This is a genomic window from Aeromonas sp. 604443 (assembly GCF_049170315.1).
In the GTDB taxonomy this organism is placed as follows: Bacteria; Pseudomonadota; Gammaproteobacteria; order Enterobacterales; family Aeromonadaceae; genus Aeromonas; species Aeromonas veronii_A.
This window is the reverse complement of record NZ_JAAKMI010000002.1, coordinates 333673-355951: the sequence shown is the minus strand read 5'-3', so window position 1 is coordinate 355951 and position 22279 is coordinate 333673. Positions and strand designations below refer to the sequence as shown.

Here is a 22279-nt window from a genome sequence, read left to right as displayed (position 1 = left end):
ACCCGAGCGCAACGAGCCTCTTGCGAAAGGGGCGACCTAGTCACCGCGCAGGGCAACTACTGGGTCGAGACGCACTGCCCGCAGCGCAGGAGCGACCCCGGCCAGCAGGCCCACCAGGGCGCTGCAACCGAGCGCCAGCAGCAGATAGAGAGGATGGAGGGTGAGCGGCAAGCCGGCCGCCAGCAGGGTGAGCAGCAGCTTGAGCCCGCCGAGCAGGGCCAACCCCATGGCTCCGCCCAGCAGCGCCAGCACCACGGCTTCGAGCAGGAACAGCAATAGAATGCGCCGCCGTGGGCAGCCCAGCGCCATCAGTAAGCCCACTTCGGGGATCCGATCCTGCTGGGCGATGCTCATGATGCTGAAGATGCCGACCGCCCCGATCAGCAGCGAGATAATGCCGAGCCCGCCAACCGCCAGCTTGATGATGGAGAGTATCTTGTCGAGGCTGGTCAGCATGTCCTGCTGGGAGGTGAGGGTGAAATCCTCGGCGCCGTGGCGGGCGATCAGCACGCGTCGGATCTGGGCGGTGATGTCGGCCTCCGTCTGTCCGGCGCGATAGATGACATCGATCTCCTGCAGCCCCTCCTTGTTGAACAGCGCCTGGGCGTGAGCGGCAGGCAGATAGATCATGTCGTCCAGATCAAAGCCGAGAAATTGCCCCTTGGGCGCCAGCACCCCGGCCACCCGAAAACGGCGATCACCGGCGCGCAGCAGACTCCCAGGCGCATCGCCCCCAGGAAACAGCTCAGCCGCCACCTTGGCCCCCAGCACCGCATAGGCGCGGGGCATGGCACTGTCGTCCGCGGGCAGAAAACGCCCCTGCACCAGGGTGAGTCGCCAGCCGGAGAGCGCCGCCGAGCCTGTGCCCAGAATAGCGGTGCTGCGGGTGAGCCCGCGGCTGCGCACCTCCCCTTGCCCCTGCACCACAGGGAGCGCCGCCTCTATCCCTGCCAATCTGGCGAGGGCATCGGCGTCCTCCAGCAGCAGGGGACGGCTGCTGGAGAGGATGCCGGGCGGGCCGCCTGCGGTTTCGGTCTTGCCTGGGGTCACGGCGATCAACCGGGTGCCAAATTGGGAGAAGCTGTCGAGCAGATAGAGCCTGAGCCCCTCGCCGATGCCGGTGAGCAGGGTCACCGAGGCGATCCCGATGGCGATGCCGAGCGCCGACAGCAGGCTGCGACTGCGCCCAGCCAGCAAGGCGCGCCAGAGCCAGAACAGCAGATCAGCGGCGCGCATCAGCCACCGCTCCACTGCCCGCTGCGCAGGCTGCTGACCGGATCTTGCCGTGCTGCACGGGAAGCGGGCAGCCAGCTAAAAAACAGCCCGGTCAGCAGGGCCGCCGGTATGGTGCAGAAAGTAGCGAGCAGAGGGACCGCCGCCGGAAATCCGGGCCAAATCACTCCAGCGAGGCCAACCAGGGCATAGCCCAAGACCGTGCCAAACAGCGCGCCACTGCCGCTCAGCAGCAGCGCCTCCCACAAGAACAGCTGGCGGATCTGGCGGCTGTCGGCCCCCAGCGCCTTGAGCAGGCCGATCTCGCCAGTGCGCTGGCGGGTGCTGATCAGCGCCAGATTCATCATCATGATGCCGGAGACCAGCAGGCTGATGGCGCCGATACCGGCAACTGCCAGGGTGAGGGTCGAGAGAATGGTGGAGAAGGTAGCCAGCATGGCGTCACGGCGCACCACGGTCACATCGAGCACCCCATGGCGCGCCTGCATCAACTGCTCCAGTCGCTTGACCAGCGAGGGCACGGCTTGCCCCGCCAGCGGCTGGATCAGCAGCCGAAACAGTCCCTCGGTATTGAACAGCCGCATGGCGCTACCGACCGGGATCAGCGCGGCCTCGGCCATATCCATCCCCAGATTGCTGCTCTGGCTGGTGAAGACCCCCACCACCCGAAAGCGACGATTGTCAAAACGCAGCCACTGGCCGACCGGATCGGCCTGACCGAACAGCTCACGGGCCACCTTGGCCCCGAGCAGAACGGCCGAGCGATCCTCTGCGGCATCTCCCGGCAGCCAGCGGCCGGAGAGCAGTTCCAGCCCGTGGGTATCGCGCAGCCCGTTGCTGCTGCCAAGCAGCATGGTCTGGCGCAGCCGCGCCTCCTGTTTGGCCTCGGCAAAGCCCATCACCAGCGGCACCAGCCGCACGTTTGGCTGATGCTGGCCAAGGTAGTGCATATCATCGAGAGTGATCTGCCGCAGACTGTTTCCGGTGACCGGCGGCAGCCCGCCGGTGGTCTCCTTGCGGCCCGGGAACATCACCAGCAGATCCTTGCCAAGAGAACTGAACTGGTCGGCCACATAGCGCCTCGCCCCCTCCCCCAGCGCGGTGAGCAGCAGCACCGAGGTGACGCTCAGACTCACCGCCAGGATCAAGACCAGCGCCCGTGAGCGCTGGCGCAGCAGGGCCACGGCGGCAAAGCGGATCACATCGGGGCGCCGCATTCAGCCACCGCCGCTATCAATGTTGATGCGGCCATCGTTCATCAGGATCCGCCTGCCCGCCCGATCACCGAGGCGCGGGTCGTGGGTTACCACCACAAGCGTGATCCCCTGCTCCCGGTTGAGCCCCTCCAGCAGGGTAATAACCTCCTCCCCGGAGCGGGAGTCGAGATTGCCGGTGGGCTCGTCGGCCAGGATCAGCCGCGGCGCCATTGCCATGGCCCGGGCGATGGCCACCCGCTGACGCTGACCACCGGAGAGCTCGGCAGGGCGGTGTCCGGCCCGGTTCTCCAGCCCCAGTTCCCCCAGCAACTGCTGACTGCGACGATGGCGCTCGGCGGGGGCGATCCCGCACAGCATCAGCGGCAGCTCGACGTTTTCACGGGCGGTGAGGCGGGAGATAAGGTGAAACGACTGGAACACAAAGCCGATGCGATGGCCGCGCAGCTGGGCCTGTGCCGGCTCTGACAGGGTGGCGGTATCCTCCCCTCCCAGCCAGTAACGCCCCTCATCGGGCCGATCCAGCAGCCCCAGCACATTGAGCAGGGTCGATTTGCCGGAGCCCGAGGGGCCCATCACCGCCAGATACTCCCCCTCGGCAACCCGCAGGGATACACGATCGAGGGCAGCTACTTCGCTCCCCCCCAGGGTGAAACGACGGCTGACGGCATCAAGGTGAATGAGATCACTCATCCGTCTGCTCCGTGGCGGCGCTGAAGGGGCCTTCCCCGACAATCTGTCCGGGCTGAGCCGCCAGCCGATCACCGGTGGCAAGCCCCTCGGCGACTTCAATCCAGTTCCAGTTCTCCACGCCCCAACGGGGCATCACCCGCACCAGCTTATCCCCTTCCAGCCGCAGCACGCTGCCATCGTCGGCCCGGCTGCTGGCCGCCACCCGCAGCACATCGGTGGCGCGGGTCACCTCGACCTCAAGGTCGGCGCTGTAGCCGATAAGCAGGGGCACATCGGTGGGCAGGGCAGTGAGCGATGCCTCCACCTCGACGGTGCGGGCCTGCTTCTCCAGCTCCTTCACATAGGGGGCGATACGGGTGACGGTAGCGGCAAAATCGCGCCCGGGCATGGCATCGAGCAGTACCCGGGCAGACTGGCCCACCTTGAGGCGGGCGGCATCCACCTCATCGATGGGGGCTGAGACATACAGACACTTATCATCGATAAGATCGATCACCGGAGGCATGGCCACTCCGGGCGGTGAGGGGGTCATGTATTCGCCCAGCTTGCTGTTGACCTCCGCCACCACTCCGGCAAACGGCGCCAGCAAGCGGCGCTCGCTCAAGCGTGCCTCCACCTGGGCGACCTGCGCCTCGTCAACCCGCTCCTGCTGACGGGATGCCTGACAGACATAGCGGCGGGTATCGGCCAGATTCTGGGCCTGCTCGGCGAGGGTGCGGGAGGTGAGGTTTTTGGCCAGCAAGGTGGCCAGCCGGTTGGCCTCCCGCTCGTAGTAGGCCGCCTCGCTGCAACGCTCCTCGCGCTGGGTCTTGCCAAGGGCCTGCTGGGCGCGGGCCCGGGCGAGATCGGCGTGAATATCGTCACTCCAGAGGGTCAGCAGCAGATCTCCCTGCGCCACCCGCTCCCCGGCCTTGACGGCGATCTGCTCCACCACGCCGCCACCAGGCAGACTGAGTCCGGCCCGCTGGCACGACTTGATGGTGCCGGCCCGGGTGTTGACCACGGTGACCAGCACATCCCCCCGCCCGACCTCTGCCAGCCTGATCGGCGTAGGCTGCGGTCGCCACCACCATGCTGCCGCAGCCACCGCTACCACAGCGCCACTTCCCCACCACAACCAACCTCTCTTCATCGCGCATCCTTTCGCTAGTGACTCCCGTCATGAGCGTCGGGAGAGCAGGGCATAATAGAGCAAGGGTATCACCACCAGGGTGAGCAAAGTGGAGACCAGGATCCCGAAAATCAGGCTGATGGCCAGTCCGTTGAAGATGGGATCATCGAGGATAAACAGAGCTCCGATCATCGCCGCCAACGCCGTCAGCATGATGGGTTTGGCCCGCACCTGCGCCGCTTCGATCACCGCCTGCTCGAACGCCACTCCGGCGCTGCGCTGCTGCTCGATAAAGTCCACCAGCAGGATGCTGTTGCGTACGATGATCCCGGCCAGGGCGATCATCCCGATCATCGAGGTAGCGGTAAACTGGGCCCCCAGCAGGGCGTGGCCCGGCATCACCCCTATGATGGTGAGCGGAATGGGAGCCATGATGATGAGTGGCACCAGATAGGAGCGGAACTGGGCCACCACCAGCAGGTAGATGAGGATCATCCCCACCCCGTAGGCGATACCCATGTCGCGGAAGGTCTCGTAGGTGATCTTCCACTCCCCGTCCCACAACAGCGCCACCTCCCCCAGCTTGTCGGGCTGCTGCACGTAATATTGGGGCAGGTCGATGTCGGCACCGGCGGCAAACATGCCGTAGAGCGGGCTGTCGGTGTGGCCACCCATGTCGGCCACCACCATCACCATGGGCTGCATGTTCTTGTGCATGATATAGCTGGGGGCCAGCTCATCACGGCGACTCACCAGCTCGGAGACCCGCACCAGCTGGCCGCTCTGGCTGCGCACCTTGAGGGCCAGCACGCCCGCCAGATCCCGTTTGTCACCGGGTGCCAGTTCGATGCGGATCGGCACCGGATACTTGGCACCATGCCCCTGCAGCCAGCTGGCATCCTGATAACCCACCCCGCCATTGAGGGTGTTCACCAGATCCCCGAGATCGACCCCGAGCAGGGCCGCCTTGCTGCGATCCACCACCAGCCGCCACTTGGGCTGCGGGTCGGTCAGATAGATATCCACATCCACCAGATCCGCCGTGGCCACAAAACGGGCCTGTACGGCGCGAGCGGCCGCTTCGCGGGCGGCCTGAGTCGGGCCATAGATCTCGGCAACGATGGGGGACCAGACCGGCGGGCCGGGGGGCACCTCTACCACCTTGAGGTTGCCCCCTGCCGCACTGGCGATAGCCTGCAGCGGCTCCCGAACCGACTGGGCAATCTGGTGACTGCTGCGATCCCGCTCATGCTTGTCCACCAGATTGACCTGAATATCCCCCACGTTGGCGCCGCTGCGGATAAAGTAGTGGCGCACCAGCCCGTTGAAATTGATGGGGGCGGCGGTGCCGGCGTAGATCTGGTAATCCTTCACCTCCTCCACCTTGGCAAGCTCCCGCCCGACCGCCAGCAGGGTGCGCTCGGTCTGCTCCAGGGTCGCCCCCTCCGGCATATCGAGCACCAGCTGAAATTCCGACTTGTTGTCAAAGGGGAGCATCTTGAGCACCACCCACTGCACCACCGGCATGGCGGTGGCGGCCCCGACCAGCAGCAACACCACCAGCCAGAGTTTGCGTCTGGCGCGCTTGGCGCCATCACCGATCAGGAAAGGGGTCATCAGCCGGTGAAAAAGACCCGCCTTGGCCTCGCCGTGGGTACCGAGCGCCTCCCCCTTGAGTAAATGGCTCGCCAGCCAAGGGGAGAAGATGAAGGCCACCAGCAGGGAGATAAGCATCCCCATACTGGCATTGATGGGGATGGGGCTCATGTAGGGGCCCATCAGGCCACTGACAAAGGCCATCGGCAGCAGGGCCGCAATGACGGTCAGGGTCGCCAGTATGGTCGGCCCTCCCACCTCGTCCACCGCCCCCGGTATCAGATCCTTGAGCGCCCCCTTGCCCAAACCGCGATGGCGGTGGATGTTCTCCACCACCACGATAGCGTCATCCACCAGAATGCCGATGGAGAAGATCAGCGCAAACAGTGACACCCGGTTGAGGGTAAAGCCCCACGCCCAGCTGGCAAATAGGGTCAGTGCCAGGGTGATGACGATGGCAACGCCCACCACCAGCGCCTCGCGCCACCCCATGCTCACCAGTACCAGCAGCACCACCGCCGTGGTGGCAAAAATCAGCTTGCCGATCAGGGTGTTGGATTTGGTCTCAGCGGTGACGCCGTAGTCACGGGTCACCGTCACCTCGACGCCAGCCGGGATGAGTCGATTCTTGAGGCTCTCGACCCGTTCTTCCACCCTCTTGGCCACCTCGACCGCGTTCTGGCCTGGCTGCTTGCCGATGGCCAGGGTCACCGCCGGATAACTGGCTTGCCCCTGCCCCATCCAGCTGCGTTTGGTCGGAGTCTCCTGACCCAGAGAGACCCTGGCCACATCCCCCAGATAGACCGGCTTGCCGTCGTGCATCCCCACTACCAGCTCTCTAGCCTCCTGCTCGCTTTGCAGGAACTGCCCCACCTGCACCTTAATCTCACTGTTGTTCTGCTCGATAGCCTGTGTCGTGCCTACCTGATTGGCGGCAGCAAGTCGCTGGCTCAGCTCGCCCCAGCTGATGCCGTGGGCGCTGAGGGCCACCGGATCCGGCATCACCCGCAGCACGGCGCTCTGGCTGCCCAGCGTGTAGATATCGCGGGTACCGGGAATGCGCTTGAGTTCGGTCTCCAGCTCATGGGCGACCCGGGTCAGTTCGGGAGCCCCCAGTTGCTTGCTCCCCTCTTTGCTCCAATCTTTGCTCCATAAGGTCAAACTGACGATAGGGACATCATCGATCCCCCGGGGTTTCACCAGCGGCTGACCGACTCCGCTCCCCTGTGGCAACCAGTCGCGGTTGGAGTCGAGCTGGTTGTTGAGATCGACGATGGCCTGCTCGCGGCTTACCCCCACCTTGAACACCACCACCAGCAGGGCACCATCGGGTTGGGAAAAAGAGTAGAGGGTATCAATGCCCTTTATCTGGGAGACCACCTGCTCGGCAGGGGTGGTAACGAGAGAGGCCACTTCAGCCGGGCTGGCCCCCGGGAAGGGAATGTAGACATCGGCGAAGGTGACATCGATCTGCGGCTCCTCCTCCTTGGGGGTCACCAGCACCGCAAACAGGCCGAGCAGCAACCCCACCAGCGCCAGCAGCGGCGTGATGGCCGAGCCCTGAAACAGCGCAGCCAGCCGACCGGCAGGCCCCAGCCTCTCCTTGTTGCCGTTCAGCTCGCTACTCATGGGCCACCTCCTGCTGCTGCGCCCAGGCATCGGGAGCCAGCTTGTCACCGGCTTGCAGCCCGGCCAGGATCTCGCACTGTCCCTCGACGCAATGGCCGACCCGCACCGGCGTCAGGGCCCAGCCAGCGGGTTGCTGCAGATAGACGCCGTTGAACTCCCCTTGCCGCAGCAGGGCGCGATCCGGCACCTGCAACACCTGACGCTCACCCTGCTTGAGCTGCACCTTGAGCCACATGCCGGGCAATACCCCGGCGGTTTGCGGCGGCAAGTCGAGGCGCAACCTGAAGGCGTGGCTCTGGCTGTCGGCATAGTTGAAGCGGGTCAGTTTGACCGGGGTAACAGACTTGCCATCCGGCAGCAGCACCTGCACATCCGCAGGCTCACGAGCCAGCGAAAGGGCGGATTGGGGCAACTCCACCTCCACCCGCAAGGTGTCGAGGGAGAAGCCGGAGAGCAGCGGGGTACCGGGGGCGACAGTCTCCCCCAACTCCACCAGCCGTTTGGTCACCACTCCGGCGTAGGGAGCCAGAATGCGGGTATAACCGTAGGCCTCGCGGGCCTGAGTGAGAGCTGCATCGGCAGCATTGACCTCGGCGCGGGCGGCGCGATCCGTCGCCTGGGCATTGTCGAGCTGGGCGCGGGTGATCACCCCCTTGGCAATCAGCGCCTGAAAACGGGCAAGCTGGCGCTCGGCTTCCACTTGCTGAGCCTGCGCCCGCGCCAGCCGCGCCTCGGCCCCCGTGACGGCGGCAAACTGCTCTTTGCCGCTGATCTCCAGCAGCGGCTGCCCCGCCTGCACCTGATCGTTCACATCCACCAGCATGCGGGAGACCCGGCCGCTGGTCTGGGCCGCCACCGTCCCCTGATTGATGGCACTGACGGTGCCATCCAGCGTCAGCCAGTCGGTCACCGGCTGTGGCGCCACTGTCAACAAGGGCTCTGGCTCCATGTCCGCGGCAAAGGCCCGGGGGGATGTCATGGCCTGCGATGTCATCACCAACAAGGTGATCCCCAGCAACCGGATCTTTTCCATCATTATTCTCCTTCCCTGGCGTAATCTGTCACTTCACGGGATCAGGCGGTATGGGACTGGCGCACCTTATCCACTCCCCGAGCTGGCGCCTTGGTCAGCACCCTGGCCAGTCCTTTGTCAAACAGCAAGATCCCGGCCACCATGGCCGCTATAAACAACATTATCATGGGCTGCCCGCTGGAAATGAGACTCATAGCAGGCCCCGGGCAGATACCCACCAATCCCCAGCCGATGCCAAACAGCGCAGCCCCGCCGATCAGCCTGCGCTCGAGCCGAGGAGCTGGTACGGCGACGATGGGCTCACCCAGCACACTCTGGCGGCGGGGTTTCACCAGCAGAAAATAACCCGGCATAAAGACCAGCAGGGCGCCCCCCATCACGAAGGCAAGGCTGGGATCCCAGGCCCCGGCCAGATCGAGAAAACCGGTGACCCGAGCGGGATCCACCATGCCGGAGATGGCCATCCCCAGTCCGAACAACACACCCGCAAACAAACTTGTCAGCAACTTCATGGCGATCAGCCCCTTACAGCAGATGATGAGTGGCGAAGACGGTGATAAAGCCTGCCGCCATAAAGGTCAGGGTGGCGACGATGGAGCGCAGGGAGAGCCGCCCCATGCCACAGATGCCGTGGCCGCTGGTGCAGCCATTGCCAAGACGGGTACCGACCCCGACCAGCAGACCGGCCAGTAGCACAACGGGCCAGCCGGGCAGCGTGGTGAATGCAGGCATGGTGGCCCAGCCCAGGGTCAGCGCCAACCAGGCACCCGCCCCGAGCCCCAGCAGAAACAGCACCCGCCACGGCGCACGGTGTTGCAGCGCACCGGCCAGAATACCGCTGATCCCGGCCACCCGGCCGTTGAACAACATCAGGATCAGGGCCGACAGCCCCGCCAGCATGCCACCGCCCAAAGAGAGCAGCCATTGGCTTTCCATCATCAAGATTCCTTATTTTCTGAGTGACAAAAATGGGTTTGCAGCGCGCCCAACACATCGGCGGCCGCCTCGCTCACCAGCGAGTAGTAGATCTGCTGGGAGACCTTGCGCGAACGGATCAGGCCGTAGCGCTTCAATACCGAAAGTTGCTGGGAGAAGGCCGACTGCCCGAGTTGGCTATGGGCCAGCAGCTCCCCGACCCCCTTCTCCCCCTCCACCAGCTGGCAGAGCACCATCAGGCGTTCGGGATGAGCCAACGCCTTGAGCAGGGAGGCGGCGGCTGTCGCATGTCTGTTCATCTCGTCGAATTGGCTCATAAGAGTAAATTAGCAATTGCTGATATTTGTTCTATTGTATAAAACAACACTAAATTAGCAATATCTAAAGTAGAAAAGGAGAAAGACCATGACAGTAGATAACGGAGTCAGAATCGTCGCGGGTTGCATGTTGCTGCTCTCGCTGATCCTTACCACCTGGGTTCATCCGGGCTTTGTCTGGTTGAGTGCCTTTGTCGGGGTCAACCTGATCCAGAGCGCATTCACCGGTTTCTGCCCGGCCGCCATGCTCCTCAAGCGCCTGGGGCTGAAGTAACAGGTCGCGCAAGACAGGGGCGGTCCTGCTAGCGGGGCGTCATCGCGCGGCGATGGCTATCGTCGCTCCCTGATGCTTATGGAGGTAGCCAGTCGGCCCCATTATTGACAAACTTGTATCTAAATGTTGCTGGAAGGTCGATAAGGCTTTACCTCACCGCTCTGGATGAGTACCATTTTGCCGTTCTTAACACAGCGGAGACCATCAGTGGGCAACTCATCAAGTGACAGTTGTAGACCGACCCTCATCGTCGGTACCAAGGTCGCGAGCTAGCCGCAGGTCTTTCTCTGCCGCATGCTCGCAACCCTGCGAGAAGCGGAAATCCACTCCCCTCTTCTCTTTTTTCACACTTGACGTCAGGTGATCTGGCTTTGCCATGACACCTTGCCTGCATAGTTTCTGCTTCCCACAAGGAGGCTGCTATGCGTTTTATCTCAATCAAACCGGCTGCGGATCGCGTGGTCGCAACAGGTTCTGTTGCACCCCGGGCTCACCCCCTGCTGAGCAAGCTGGGGCGCGGCATATTGCCACGCTGGCTGGGCGGCAAACCGCGCCAGCACCACTATAGGCTGCAGATCCGTTGCGAGGATCGCGCCGATATGGAGCAAGTGCTGGATATGGTGAGCCACACCCTGCAACCGGCCGGACTGCAACCGATGCAATCGATGAAACCGGGTCGCAGCGGCGGGCGAGAGCTGGTGCTCAATGTGCACTGCACTCCACCCCAGCGCCGCTATCTGGTGCAGTTTGTTCATCAGGTCGGAGTAGCGCATCCGGTGCGCTGGGAGCTGCGTCCGCGCATCGACACGGCTCCCGAACTCAACTGACGCGCATCCTGCTGCACTAACGACCGTTCAGGGGGCCAGCCACGCTGGCCCCACTTGTTGCGTCCTCTCCGAGCGTCAGGGCATCTGATGATGCTCGCGCCCCGGAAGCTAAACCCGGGACGCTGCGTTTTTCTGCTGGCCATCCGCTCAATCCCCCTCTGATCCATCCGCCACCCGGCGTTTCATCATGGATTGTGCCAAGCCAGCTTTCATAAGAAGGAGTACGCCATGAAGATGTGGCAACAACTAGACATGCTCTCACTGCTCGACACTCTGGCTAGCCTGCTGCTCGCCTTTGTGCTCGGCAGTCTGGTCGGGCTGGAGCGCCAGTACCGCCAACGTACCGCGGGCCTGCGCACCAACGTGCTGGTCGCCGTGGGAGCCGCCCTGTTCGTCAGCCTGGCCCAGCGAATCTATGACCTGCACGGCGGCAACTACAACGTGGTCCATGTGGTGGCCTATATTGTCTCCGGCATCGGCTTTCTCGGCGCCGGCGTCATCATGCGCGAGTCGGGCAATATCCGTGGCATCAACACCGCCGCCACCCTGTGGGGTGTAGCTGCGGTCGGCGCCGCCTGTGGCGCCGGGCTCGCCATGGAGGCCATTCTGGGCGCCCTGTTCGTGCTGGCCGCCAACACCCTGCTGAGACCGCTGGTCAACCAGATCAACCGTCGCCCGGTAGACAATCTGGACACAGAAGTTACCTACAAGGTGACAGCCCTGACCCCGCGCGAGCATCAGAAGGAGGTGCTGCACTGGCTCGAGGAGATGCTGGAGCAGGCCAACTATCCCATGAGCGAACTCGACATCGAGCCGTTTGGCGAGAGGGATCTGGAGATCTCGGCGGTGCTGCTGGCTACCTCCATCGATGGTGACGAGCTCGACGCCCTGATGGTGAAACTCGGCATTCATCCCCATATCAAGCAGATATTCTGGCGCGCCAGCACCACGGATTGAGTTGTCGATCAGAGTCATGGCTCCATCCACCAACGGCAAAAAGCCCCGCCAGCAATGGCGGGGCTTTCTCATATGGGATGGGCGAAGAGTGGCTAGCGGCGGCTGCGCCAGCGCACCCTGGGGGTGATCACCTGGGCAGTCTGCGCCGGGGGATTGCCCGCAATCAGTTGCTGCATCAGCTCGAAAGCGGCGAGGGCCAGCGCCGGACAATCCTGCGCCACCGAGTCGATGCGCATGGGAATGCAGTCGAGCAGGTCGTGATCGTCGAAGGTACACAGCCGCATGCCCGTCTCCATCAGCCCCGCTTCGTTGAGGTAGCGCAGTACCCCTTCCAGCAGGGTAAAGGAGGCGGTAAAGAGCCCCCTAGGGGGCCCCCCCAGCTCGGCCACCAGCTCGGCCATCAGCTGATAACCGGAGCTCGGCTGGTAGTCGCGATGGCGCACCCGGGCGGCATCGGCTTCAAAACCGGCGCGATGGAGCCCCAGCTCATAGCCCGCCAGCCGGTGACGGCTGGGGGAGAGATCCAGCAGGCCGCCGAAGTAGTAGATCTCCTCGCCGCACTCGCTGGCCATGTCCCGCACCAGTTCTGCGGTGGCCTTGCAGGCATCCGAAATCACCATGGGCAGGCGCGACTCGCCGATATGGCGGTCGAGCTGCACTACCGGCAGACGATCGTGGATACGGGCATAGATGTCATCGCTGTGGCCACTGGAGGCGACAATCAGCCCATCCACCTGACGGCTGATCAGGTTATCCACCACCCGCTGCTCGAGGGCGGGATCATCTTCGGAGCAGGCGATCAGCAACTGGATGCCCGCCTCCCGGCAGTGGGTCTCGAGGGCACGGGCGATGCGGGCAAAACCGAAGTTGGTGAGATCGGGGATCACCAGCCCCCAGGTGTAGCTGCGGGTCTCGCGCAGGGAGCGGGCGTGAAAGCTCGGCAGGTAGTGACACTCCTCCGCCACCGCCTGAATACGCTTGCGGGTATCGTCGGCAATCCGGTACTCCGCACTCTTCCCGTTGAGCACCAGACTGGCGGTCGCCTTGGACACCCCCGCCAGTTCGGCGATCTGGGCAATCGTGATCCGTTTCTTCTTCTCCACCTGGCCTCCCGGCTGACTAGAACCGGGCTATTGTACTAGGCACGCTGACAGCGGCCAGTGATTGAGGCAAATTTTGCAGCCATCATCGCCGTTACCTGATGATAGTTGCGGCTTTTCCCCGGGGAAGTAGCGCGCCGACAGGCTGTGTCGACCCTCATCGATGAAGCACTCCAGACTGGAGCGATCACACAGGATGGTGATCCGCCCGCCAGCCCATGGGCTGCTGCGGGTCTCCCACGCCCCGCTCTGCCAGTTCTGGCGCCGCAAGGTGATGCGCCCCGGCTGCCACACCAGCTCGGCCACGGCACCGAACCAGAGGCTCCCCTCACCGCAGAGATCCAGATCGAGCCAGGCCGAGTCGATGGCCAGCCCCGGAAACTCGCCGAGCGTCCCCTCGAAGCGGGTCAACTCTCCCTTCAATGCCGCAAGCTCCGCCACAGGCCGCTGGCAGAGCCACTCATCCTGCCAGAATAGCTCCCGCGGGCAGCTCATCTGATGGATCCAGCCATAGGGGATAGTGGGTTGGCTCATCTCGTTCTCCTCCGGCAGCCCCAGCCAGCCAAACAAGAGGCGGCGACCCTGAGTGTCCAGGGTAGTTTGCGGCGCATAGAACTCGAAGCCCCGGTCCAGCTCGTGGAAAGCCCCGTGCTCGAAACGCTCGCCGTCGAAGTTGCCAGAAAGCCAGCCGCACTGGTAGAGGTTGCGATAATCCTCGCCTGCCGGGGCAATCCCCTGCGGGCAGCTGATCAGCACATGACTCTCCCCCAGCGGGAAGAGATCCGGGCACTCCCACATATAGCCAAACTCACCGAGACCGCCATGTCCGCTACCGGCGATGGGGCCCACCCGCTGCCAGCTTTGCAGGGTGTCGCCGCGATAGAGCAGCACTTCCCCCTTGTCATCCAGGGTGCGCGCGCCCAGCACCATCAGCCACTGCAGGCCGTCGTGCCACACCTTGGGGTCGCGCACGTGGCCGCTGTAGCCTGCGGGCAGGTCCAGAACGGGCCCCAGCTTCTCGAAGCCCCCCTCAGTGTCGGCGCGGGCCAGACACTGATAGGCGGTGCGGCTGCCATCCGGGTATTTGACATTGCCGGTGTAGATAAGGGTCAAACGCCCCTGCTCATCGCTCACCGCCGAGCCCGAATAGCAGCCGTGGCTCTCATAGGCTTCGGTGGGCAAGAGCGCCACCGGCTCGTGGTGCCAATGCAGCAGATCGGTGGAGGTGACATGGCCCCAACCCTTGTTGCGGTGCTCGCAGCCCAGCGGATTCCACTGGTAGAAAAGGTGGTAGCGCCCGTCGTGCTCGATAAAGCCGTTGGGATCGTTGAGCAGCCCCACCGGGGCTGCCAGATGCCAGCGGGGCCGATGGGGATCGGCCGCCGCCTTGAGCTGTCCGGCCAGCAGCGACCGGACAATCTGGTTGAGAAGATCGCTTTCCTTCATCACTCCACCTTGTACTTGAGCAGGTAGGATGCGGCGAAGGCGGCACCAAAGGCGATCACCAGCCCGATGATGTAGTGAATAAGGCTCATGGGCTGGACGATGGCCATGCCGGGAATACCGGTCAGCCCTACCGCCGTCATCCCCACCTTGGCCGCCACCACGTAGGCGCCGCCGCAGGCCCCGCCAAACAGACCGGCGAGGAAGGGTTTGATGTAGCGCAGGTTGACGCCAAAGATGGCCGCTTCCGTGATACCCAGCAGGCAGGACATGGCAGCCGGCACGGTAATGGCCTTGATCTTCACATCACGAGTCTTGAAGTAGACCGCGAGGCAAGCCCCACCCTGTGCCACGTTGGCCATGGCCCAGATGGGCAGCAGGAAGTTGACGCCAATTTGCGGATTGGCCAGCAGCCCCGCCTCGATGGCGTGGAAGCTGTGATGGATGCCGGTGATGACGATAAGCGAGTAAGTGCCGCCAAACACCAGCCCCGCCAACCAGCCCGCCTGCTCATAGAGGGCACTCAGACCGAACGAGATGCCATCCCCCAGCACCCGACCCGCCGGGCCGATAAAGAGCAGCGCCACGAAACCGGTGATGATGACGGTGAGAAACGGCGTGAGGATCAGATCCAGCGCGTCCGGAATGCGCTTGCGCAGCTGTTTCTCCAGATGGGACATAAACCAGACCGCCAAGAGCACCGGGAAGACGGTGCCCTGATAGCCGATCATGGCGACATCGAGCCCGAAGAAATCCATGGTCTTGAAGCCACCGGCCACGCCCCAGGCGTTGGTCAACGCCGGGTGGGTGAGGATGCCGCCAAGGGTCGCCCCGAGGTACGGATTGCCACCAAACTCCCGCGCCGCCGTAAAGCCGATGAGGATCGGCAGTATGATAAAGGCCGCCGAGCTGAACATGTCGAGCATCACAAACAGGGCGCTGTCGGCATTGACCCAACCGTAGGTGCGCACCATGCCGAGCAGCCCCATCAGCAGGCCCGAGGCGACGATGGCCGGAATGATCGGCACGAAGATGTTGGAGAGGGTTCGCGCCAACCGCTGGGCCACGTTGAGCTTGGCCGCCGCCATGTCGGTCAGCTCCGCCTTGCTGGCGGTGCCGGTACCGGTCAGCGCCACAAACTCCGCATAGACCTTGTTGACCAGACCGGTGCCGAAGATCACCTGAATTTGGCCCGCGTTGCTAAAGCACCCCTTGACCCCCTCCAGCTTGTCGATGGCGGCCTTGTTTACCTTGCTGTCATCGGCCAGCACCAGCCGCAGCCGGGTGGCGCAGTGGGCAGCGCTGACGATGTTCTCCTTGCCCCCGAGCAGGGGCACCAGATCCTTGGCTATCGCACTGATATTCATATTCTTCCTCTTATGACCCGCCACGCTGGCGGGCCCTTGTCACATGAGAGTAGGGGCTGTCGAGCCGGGCTTCTAGCCGCAGATCAACAGCCGCTTGTGTCTGATCGCAAAAAGGCATCCAGTTCGGAGCGGGTCGGCAGCGCCGTCATCGCCCCCTTGGCGGTGGTAGCGAGCGCCCCACAGCCGTGGGCCTGAGCCAGGATGACGGGTAGCTCGGCCAGCGTCGGCAGCGACGAGCGCCCGGCCAGCGCCGCCAGCAGACCGGCGACGAAGGCATCCCCCGCCCCCGTGGTGTCGAGCGGGGTCACTTTCTGCCCCACCCACTCCAACAGCTCGCCACCCAGACGCGCCACCACCCCGGCCGCGCCCCGGGTCACCAGCACCAGCGCCGGGCCAGAGAGAGTTGCAAGCCCGGCGACCAGTTCATCCTCGCCACTCAGCAGTTGCAGCTCCTCAATGGAGAGCTTGACCACATCCGCCTGTGCAATTGCCTGACGCACCAGCGGCAGCATCTCGGCGGGGTTGCCCCACACCTCGGGGCGCAGGTTGGGGTCGAAACAGACCCGCCCGCCTGCCGCCTTGATAGCCGCCATGGCCTGCAGGCAGCTGGTGCGCACCGGCTCGTTGGCGAGCGCGATGGAGCAGGTGAGCAGCCACTGACCGGCGTCGAAGCGGGGCAACTCATTTGGGGTGAGAAACTGGTCGGCACTGGGGCGCACCATAAAGGTGAAGCTGCGCTCCCCCTCATCATCCAGTGCCACCAGCACGGTAGAGGTGCGATGGTCTGGATCGAGCCGCAGCGCACCGATATCCACCCCCTCCCCGCTCAGGGTGTCGGCCATAAAGCGGCCGAACGGGTCAGCACCGACCCGGCCGATAAAGGCCGCATCGCCACCCAGCCGTGCCACGCCAACCGCCACATTGGCGGGAGCGCCACCCGGACACTTGAGGTAGTGCAACGCCCCTTCCGGGATCAAGTCCACCACCGCATCCCCCATTACCCACACACGATTCGTCACCTTGCTACTCCACTGCTGCATCGGATCCACGGTCAAACCCGAACTCTGTTCTGTTGGCTGGCATTATCAGCTAAACCGTTTTAGCTAACCAACAGATCTCGGTACCGGCTGCCATTTTTGTGATCGGGATAACGAACTAGAACCAGGTTTCCATCTGCACGCCAAAGTTCCACTCGCCACCGGCGGTGAAGTTGCTCTGGCCCATGGCATCGTCGCTGGCGTAGTTGTCGAGCTCGGAGGACCAGTCCATCCAGCTGGCGAACACCCTCAGCTCGGGACGTTCAAAGAAACCGGCGGTCTGCGCCTTGAAGGTGGGGGCGAAGGTGAGCTTGGTGAAGTTGCCGTTCACCGCCTGGCGTCCCTTGTAGCCCTTGGGATCGAGGTCCATGTATTGCCAGGCTGCCTCGTAGACCAGCTCGACGTTCTGGCTCAGCACCTGCGCCACCCGGGTATTGAAGGTGAGCCAGCGGTACTCGTCCCCTTTCACGTAGCGATCCTGACTCTGCTCGGCCAGCAGGGCCGGGGCAAAACGCCAGCGCAAGTTGACATCGGTGGCGCCAAACACGGCGATCCGCACCGCATCGGCATCCGGCAGCAGCTCGCTGTCAGAGCCCAGCCCCTTGACCTCGGCCCCCAGCCCATGACCATACAGCACCGCCGCCTTGGCAAAACCGGGGTTTATGCCAAAGAAGCTCTCGCCGTGGTAGGCCAGCAGGGTGTGTGCCCCCTTGTCCGCCGCCTCGCTGCCCGCCCCCTTGTCATTGATGCGGGCGTCATTGTCCTTGGCCGAGAGGCCGTTCACCATCCACTGCCAGTTACCGACGCGGTTGTTCATAGTGAGGATGTAGCTCTCGATATCGGAAAAACCGCTGGCGCTGATGTCGCCGTAATCGCGGCCATAGAGGGAGAAGTTGGCCTTCCAGCTGTCGGCCAGCTGCACGTCGTAGACGCCGCCGCCGGTACCGGCCAAGAACACCACGTCGGAATCGAGCCAGTGGATGTCAAAGTTGTCCCGATCAAAGCGCTTGCCCGCCCACAGCACCGTATTCTTGAAGGGGCCGTCGAAGCTCGCCAGATTGCCGATCTCGGCAAACACCTGACGGGTATTGAGGCTCGAATCGCTGGCGGTCCAGTCGTTGCTGGTCTCCACCCCGTCCGCCAGCATCAGCTTGTAGCGGGCCCAGCTGCCATCCTCGAAGGTCTGGGTTTTCAGCAGGTTAGCCTCCATGTAGGTGTCATCTTCGTTGCCAAGGCGACCTACGGCCCCGCCCACCGAACCGGCTGGCGTGATGTAGGGGCCGCCGCGCCCGCCGTTGCCATTGCCGTTGACCAACAGGCCCGAGCGGGCGTAGCCGTGAAACTCGAAGCCCTGGGCACCAGCGGTCTTCTCATCCACCTGCTGGCTGCGGTTGTCGGCCACCTGAGCCTGCTCGCTCGCCGCGCTCGCCTTCACTTCCGCCTGACTGGCACGGCTCTCTGCCGCCTCGGCTCTCGCTTCGGCTGCCTGTACCCGCGCCTCCAGCGCCGCCAATCTGGCCTCGACACTCTCACCTGCAATACTCGCCTGCGCCGCCCACAGCGGGCTGCTCATCCCCAATCCCAGCGCTACCGCCAGCGCCAACTTGCTCTTGAACATCATCATCTTCCTCACCTGTCATCTGTGGCCCGGACGGGCGCTGTTGTTATCGACAGCCAGAGCATAGCTAAACCAATTTAGCTAACTCAATATGACAACTAAACCGTTTCAGCAACAGTGTGAGCGGGATAACATTTGTACAGCAGGAATTGGCGGGAGTTGTGAGGAGGATCCCTCATCAGGATCCACTCAATAAGGCGGATCCCGATTCTGCGAGCAGCGACCCTGACAATGTGAATAGGAAGGGAGGCACCTCACCACCAACCGGATCAGGGTGCTGGCGATGGGTCTGCCAGGTATCGGCATACCCTATGCGTCATTCTGTTGGTGGAGATTGTTACACGCATTACACCATCAGGTTCGGCTACAAAGCAGCGTAAATAATACCGATCACGCATGCGATATGGCTGAATACGCGACATTCCTGTCGTTCAATTACCAAAATATCAATAAAGATGTTTCTAAATGTTTCTGGCGGTGGATTAATTATTTACCAATAAGAACCATTCCAGTAGCATCGCAGCATTGATTAATAACGGAGACCATCAGTGGGCAATTCATCAGATGACAGTAGGTTGTTGAGCTCGTCAGCCAATACCTGAGTCGCGAGATCCCCGCAGATTTTTCTGCCGCTATCTCGCACTATGCGGAGAGCGGTTTATTTGCACCTGAGTGCAATTCCTTCCCTGTATTCACTCGATGTCTGTTACTGACGCCATCCAATGCTACAGACTGGATGCGTAAATAATGCCTGCATGGGTTTTCTCCTGATATCAGGATCACCATGTCATTACCACTGTTACCTCATCACGCCATGTTTTTCCGCCTCTGGCGTGCGTCAACGATGGCGAACCTCTATCGCTGCAGGTCAGTAGCCACAAGGCTTTTGACAAGGCTTTTGACAAGGCTTTTGACAAGGCTTTTGACAAGGCTTTTGACAAGGTGGCATGGGAGATGGCAACAGCCGCTAGCCGGGCGACGACCGTCCCGCGATCCGCTCCACCTTCATTTACTTGTGCCGAGTGCAACACCTGTTCATTCCCCATGCGTGGCTATTGACGGGTAAGCATATGACGATTTTTTACATCAATCAGGAGGTGTGTAATGGACCCTGACCCTGGAGCCGGTATCGGTGACTAGTCCGGATTAATTTTCGGGCGTTATTTCCTTATCTATTTTTGCTGATGTGATGTCAGTCGGAATTCTATTTTCTATTTTCCAGGCTGATGTATTAAAGGATATATAAATGCAATACCAAGATATTCACCAACAACTGTATGTACTGCTGCAAAACAAGGATCGTATGGGGATCCAGAGCCTCAGCCTGAATATTCATGAGGTCGATCTGGCACAAGCGATAAACCGCCTGACAGATAAACATATTCATACCTTTCTCAATCTGGTTCCTGCATTGCGTGCCGCACGCATCTTCCGCCATCTGCCCAGCGATATTCAGGCCAGCCTGGTACGTTCCATGGCCAAGCCCCAATTGGAGGAGTTGTGTACCCGCCTATCCCCCGATGACAGAGCCGATCTCTACAATCGTCTGCCCGCAGCCTTGCGCCAGACCCTGCTCGATGCGATGACAGATGAAGAACGTGAGGATACGCAACGGCTGGCATCTTACCCGGAAAACCTCGTCGGCTCCATCATGAGCTCGGATTGTGCCAGCCTGACGGCTGACATCACTGTGGGAGAGGGGCTGCAACGGCTGCGCAGCACTGCTGCCGACAGGGAGAGTATTTATACCCTGTATGTCGTGGATGAAATGCGCCGCCTCATCGGGGTTGTCTCCCTGCGCGAACTGTTTCTCGCCGACAGCAAAACCCCCATCTCGGCCATTATGCAGCGCGAGCTGGTGAGTATTCAGGCCGATGCCCCCAAAGGCGAAGCCGCGGAGATGATCGCCCGTTACAACCTGCTGGCCCTCCCCGTATTGAATCAGGATCAGCAGTTGCTCGGCATGGTGACCGTGGATGATGCAATGGATGTTGCCGAAGAGGAAGATGCCAACCGGATTGCCCGCTTCGGTGGTACGGCTGCGCTGGGAGGTCCCGAACTTGATCTTCGCGCATCCAGCACCTTTAACATGTTCAGCGCCCGATTCTTCTGGCTGGCGGTCTTGACCGTATTCGGCATACTGACCAGCAATCTGGTCGCCGCTCAGGAAGAACTCATCAGCGAAGTACTGATCCTCGCAGCCTTTATTGCCCCTATTATCGACATGGGGGGCAACTCGGGCAGCCAGTCGGCCACCTTGGTGATCCGGGCAATGGGCATGGGTCAGATCAAGCTGAGCATGCGTGACTTCTTTTTCGTGCTGCGGCGCGATCTGCCCGTCGCAATGGCTCTGGGGCTGGGTGTCGCCCTGCTGGAAGGGGTGATGGCATTCTGGAGCAAGAGCATCGGCTGGGACATCGTCATGATTGTCAGCCTCTCTGCCATGACGGTGACTGTGGTTGGCAGCCTGCTTGGTCTGGTCCTGCCGTTTGCCGCACGGAAGATGGGGACTGATCCGGCAACCCTCAGCTCCCCCATGCTCACCTCGATCATGGATCTGTTGGGCGTGCTGATCTATTTTGGTTTCGCCTATGCCTTCCTCGGTGGGTCACTGGCTGCTGCCTGACAGCGCACAGCAGATGGGGACAGCCAAACCACCGCCATCTCCGATAGTTCAAGATAAGAGAGAGAGGGAGGCATCACGCCTCCCTCTCTCTTTATATCGACACGGGTCTATGCCATCACTTGGTCAGATCGTCGAAGAAGCGTTTCACCCCTTCGAAGAAGCCTTCCGATTTCGGCTTGTGGGTCTTGGCAGCAGCACCGCTGAACGACTCGTCCAGCTGACGCAGCAGCTCTTTCTGCTGCTCGGTGAGGTTGACCGGAGTCTCGATCACCACCTTGCACATCAGATCCCCTACCTGGCCGGAGCGCACTGACTTCACGCCCTTGCCGCGCATGCGGAACATCTTGCCAGTCTGGGTCTCCGGAGTGACCTTGAGCTTGACGCGGCCATCCAGGGTCGGTACTTCAATCTCGCCACCCAGCGCAGCTGCGGTGAAGCTGATGGGCACTTCGCAGTAGAGGTTGTTGCCGTCACGCACGAAGATCTCGTGCTCTTTGACGTGCACCTGTACGTAGAGATCACCTGCCGGTGCTCCTGCTTCCCCCGCTTCCCCTTCGCCGGAGAGACGGATGCGATCGCCGGTATCGACGCCCGCCGGAATTTTCACCGACAGGGTCTTGGTGCGCTGGTAGCGACCTTCACCGTGGCACTTGCGGCACGGATCCTTGATGATCTTACCGCGGCCGTGACAGTGCGGACACGCCTGCTGCACCGCGAAGAAGCCCTGACGCATCTGCACTTGGCCGGAGCCGTGGCAGGTCGGGCAGGTCTGGGCACTGCTGCCGGTGTGGGCACCGGAGCCGTTACAGACTTCACAGTGAACCAGGGTCGGCACCTTGATCTCCTTGGAGACCCCGCGTACCGCCTCTTCCAGCGTCAGCTCCATGGTGTAACGCAGGTCGGAGCCACGGGCCGGGCCACGACGGGCACCACCACGGCCACCGCCGAAGATGTCACCGAATACGTCACCAAACATGTCGGCGAAGTCGGCACCACCGCCAAAGCCACCGTGGCCACCGCCACCCTGGCTCGGGTCGACACCGGCATGGCCGTACTGGTCGTAACGGGCACGCAGGTTGGCATCGGTCAGGACCTCGTAGGCTTCCTTGACCTCTTTGAACTTCTCTTCGGATGCGGCATCACCCTGGTTACGATCCGGGTGATACTTCATGGCCAGGCGCTTGTACGCCTTCTTGATCTCGCGATCGTCGGCATCTTTCGCCACACCCAGTACTTCGTAGAAATCGCGCTTCGACATACTCATCCTG

Annotated in this window: 19 protein-coding genes; 4 read left to right on the top strand and 15 right to left on the bottom strand. The window is 62.4% G+C overall.

Features of this window, described 5'->3' with window-relative positions; translation table 11 throughout:
- Positions 1 to 36 precede the first annotated feature (36 nt).
- Genes G5380_RS05200 through G5380_RS05160 form a run of 9 tightly spaced genes read right to left on the bottom strand, consistent with a single transcriptional unit; the run spans position 37 to position 9762 of the window.
- A complete protein-coding gene (locus G5380_RS05200) occupies positions 37 to 1236 on the bottom strand; it encodes an ABC transporter permease (RefSeq protein WP_421352471.1) in 1200 nt (399 codons plus the stop codon).
- Positions 1236 to 2450 (bottom strand): ABC transporter permease, encoded by a 1215-nt coding sequence (locus G5380_RS05195; RefSeq protein WP_421352470.1) that lies wholly within the window; start codon positions 2448 to 2450, stop codon positions 1236 to 1238. The genes G5380_RS05200 and G5380_RS05195 overlap by 1 nt, the downstream gene beginning before the upstream one ends.
- Positions 2451 to 3140, bottom strand: a complete 690-nt coding sequence (locus G5380_RS05190; protein ID WP_421352469.1) for an ABC transporter ATP-binding protein — start codon at positions 3138 to 3140, stop codon at positions 2451 to 2453. It abuts the gene before it with no gap.
- Positions 3133 to 4272: an efflux RND transporter periplasmic adaptor subunit gene (locus G5380_RS05185; RefSeq protein WP_421352468.1), complete on the bottom strand. Its 1140-nt coding sequence runs from the start codon at positions 4270 to 4272 to the stop codon at positions 3133 to 3135. The genes G5380_RS05190 and G5380_RS05185 overlap by 8 nt, the downstream gene beginning before the upstream one ends.
- 27 nt (positions 4273 to 4299) lie before the next feature.
- On the bottom strand, positions 4300 to 7476 hold the full coding sequence (locus G5380_RS05180) for an efflux RND transporter permease subunit (RefSeq protein ID WP_421352467.1): 3177 nt from the start codon (positions 7474 to 7476) through the stop codon (positions 4300 to 4302).
- On the bottom strand, positions 7469 to 8509 hold the full coding sequence (locus G5380_RS05175; protein WP_421352494.1) for an efflux RND transporter periplasmic adaptor subunit: 1041 nt from the start codon (positions 8507 to 8509) through the stop codon (positions 7469 to 7471). The genes G5380_RS05180 and G5380_RS05175 overlap by 8 nt, the downstream gene beginning before the upstream one ends.
- 41 nt (positions 8510 to 8550) lie before the next feature.
- The gene (locus G5380_RS05170; RefSeq protein WP_421352466.1) at positions 8551 to 9021 is read right to left on the bottom strand and encodes a DUF6691 family protein; all 471 of its coding nucleotides are present in this window, start codon (positions 9019 to 9021) and stop codon (positions 8551 to 8553) included.
- Between the two features lie 13 nt (positions 9022 to 9034).
- On the bottom strand, positions 9035 to 9448 hold the full coding sequence (locus G5380_RS05165) for a YeeE/YedE family protein (RefSeq protein WP_421352465.1): 414 nt from the start codon (positions 9446 to 9448) through the stop codon (positions 9035 to 9037).
- Positions 9448 to 9762 carry an ArsR/SmtB family transcription factor gene (locus G5380_RS05160; protein ID WP_005338008.1) on the bottom strand — a complete coding sequence of 105 codons (315 nt, stop codon included), beginning with the start codon at positions 9760 to 9762 and terminating at the stop codon, positions 9448 to 9450. The genes G5380_RS05165 and G5380_RS05160 overlap by 1 nt, the downstream gene beginning before the upstream one ends.
- 88 nt (positions 9763 to 9850) lie before the next feature.
- Here G5380_RS05160 and G5380_RS05155 point away from each other — a divergent pair, with 88 nt between their 5' ends.
- From G5380_RS05155 to G5380_RS05145, 3 genes are all read left to right on the top strand, one after another.
- The gene (locus tag G5380_RS05155) at positions 9851 to 10036 is read left to right on the top strand and encodes a YgaP family membrane protein (RefSeq protein WP_201990468.1); all 186 of its coding nucleotides are present in this window, start codon (positions 9851 to 9853) and stop codon (positions 10034 to 10036) included.
- 422 nt (positions 10037 to 10458) lie between these two features.
- Complete coding sequence (locus tag G5380_RS05150; protein WP_201990470.1) at positions 10459 to 10863, top strand: hypothetical protein; 405 nt, start codon at positions 10459 to 10461, stop codon at positions 10861 to 10863.
- 228 nt (positions 10864 to 11091) lie between these two features.
- A complete protein-coding gene (locus tag G5380_RS05145) occupies positions 11092 to 11820 on the top strand; it encodes an MgtC/SapB family protein (protein ID WP_201990472.1) in 729 nt (242 codons plus the stop codon).
- A gap of 92 nt (positions 11821 to 11912) precedes the next feature.
- Here the strand turns inward: G5380_RS05145 and G5380_RS05140 are convergent, their stop codons facing one another.
- The 5 genes from G5380_RS05140 to G5380_RS05120 all read right to left on the bottom strand — a co-directional run bounded on the left by G5380_RS05140 (position 11913) and on the right by G5380_RS05120 (position 18391).
- Positions 11913 to 12923, bottom strand: a complete 1011-nt coding sequence (locus G5380_RS05140) for a LacI family DNA-binding transcriptional regulator (RefSeq protein ID WP_319920197.1) — start codon at positions 12921 to 12923, stop codon at positions 11913 to 11915.
- 27 nt (positions 12924 to 12950) lie between these two features.
- Positions 12951 to 14366 (bottom strand): glycoside hydrolase family 32 protein, encoded by a 1416-nt coding sequence (locus G5380_RS05135; RefSeq protein ID WP_421352464.1) that lies wholly within the window; start codon positions 14364 to 14366, stop codon positions 12951 to 12953.
- Positions 14366 to 15730: a sucrose-specific PTS transporter subunit IIBC gene (locus G5380_RS05130; protein ID WP_042657031.1), complete on the bottom strand. Its 1365-nt coding sequence runs from the start codon at positions 15728 to 15730 to the stop codon at positions 14366 to 14368. Before G5380_RS05130 ends, G5380_RS05135 begins: the two co-directional genes overlap by 1 nt.
- Positions 15731 to 15813: 83 nt before the next feature.
- Positions 15814 to 16770: an aminoimidazole riboside kinase gene (locus G5380_RS05125; protein ID WP_421294624.1), complete on the bottom strand. Its 957-nt coding sequence runs from the start codon at positions 16768 to 16770 to the stop codon at positions 15814 to 15816.
- 115 nt (positions 16771 to 16885) lie between these two features.
- Positions 16886 to 18391 carry a carbohydrate porin gene (locus tag G5380_RS05120; protein ID WP_421352463.1) on the bottom strand — a complete coding sequence of 502 codons (1506 nt, stop codon included), beginning with the start codon at positions 18389 to 18391 and terminating at the stop codon, positions 16886 to 16888.
- A gap of 1240 nt (positions 18392 to 19631) precedes the next feature.
- Between G5380_RS05120 and mgtE the strand changes: the two genes are divergently transcribed.
- Positions 19632 to 21011 (top strand): magnesium transporter, encoded by a 1380-nt coding sequence (mgtE, locus tag G5380_RS05115; protein ID WP_216954257.1) that lies wholly within the window; start codon positions 19632 to 19634, stop codon positions 21009 to 21011.
- 115 nt (positions 21012 to 21126) lie between these two features.
- On the opposite strand, the gene dnaJ is transcribed toward mgtE, so the two are convergent.
- Positions 21127 to 22269, bottom strand: coding sequence for a molecular chaperone DnaJ (dnaJ, locus tag G5380_RS05110; protein WP_216954258.1), 1143 nt, complete (start codon positions 22267 to 22269; stop codon positions 21127 to 21129).
- Positions 22270 to 22279: the final 10 nt, after the last annotated feature.